Source organism: Vibrio sp. 1069, assembly GCF_033340555.1.
On the sequence record NZ_JAWOWP010000935.1, the window covers coordinates 1 to 518 of the forward strand.

1 protein-coding gene is annotated in these 518 nt (G+C 49.4%); it reads right to left on the bottom strand.

Going from position 1 to position 518, the window contains the following annotated elements:
* A partial coding sequence (locus tag R7040_RS29900) for a winged-helix domain-containing protein (protein WP_318098111.1) occupies positions 1-518 on the bottom strand: 518 nt, incomplete at both ends.

Consider the following 518-nt stretch of genomic DNA (forward strand, 5'->3'; position numbering starts at 1 on the left):
CAGAATATCTTGGCTGATGCGCGAATCATCCGGCACAACATATGAATAGCCGTACTCAAGGAAGAAGCGGCCAACAATCTGGCTATTGCGCTCTTCAAGTACGCGAACTAAGCGACCTTCACGACGACCACGCTTGCTGTTGTCTGTTGGTTGCACCAGCACGAAATCACCATGAATGATGTTCTTCATTTGGTGATGTGGCAGCAAAATATCATCGTCCTTGCCGACGCTGCCTTCTGGACGTACCCAACCGTGACCATCTTTGTGGCCAATCACGTAACCTTTCACCATTTCAAGTTTTTCAGGCAATGCGTAGCACTGACGGCGGGTAAACACCAGTTGACCATCTCGTTCCATGGCACGTAAACGGCGGCGCAACCCTTCGTATTGCTCTTCGCCCGCTAACTTTAAAGCTTCGAACAAGTCATTGCGGTTCATTGGCACGCCCGCTTGCTCAAGGAACTCGAGGATGAACTCTCGGCTTGGAATTGGATTTTCGTAATTTTTGGATTCACGAT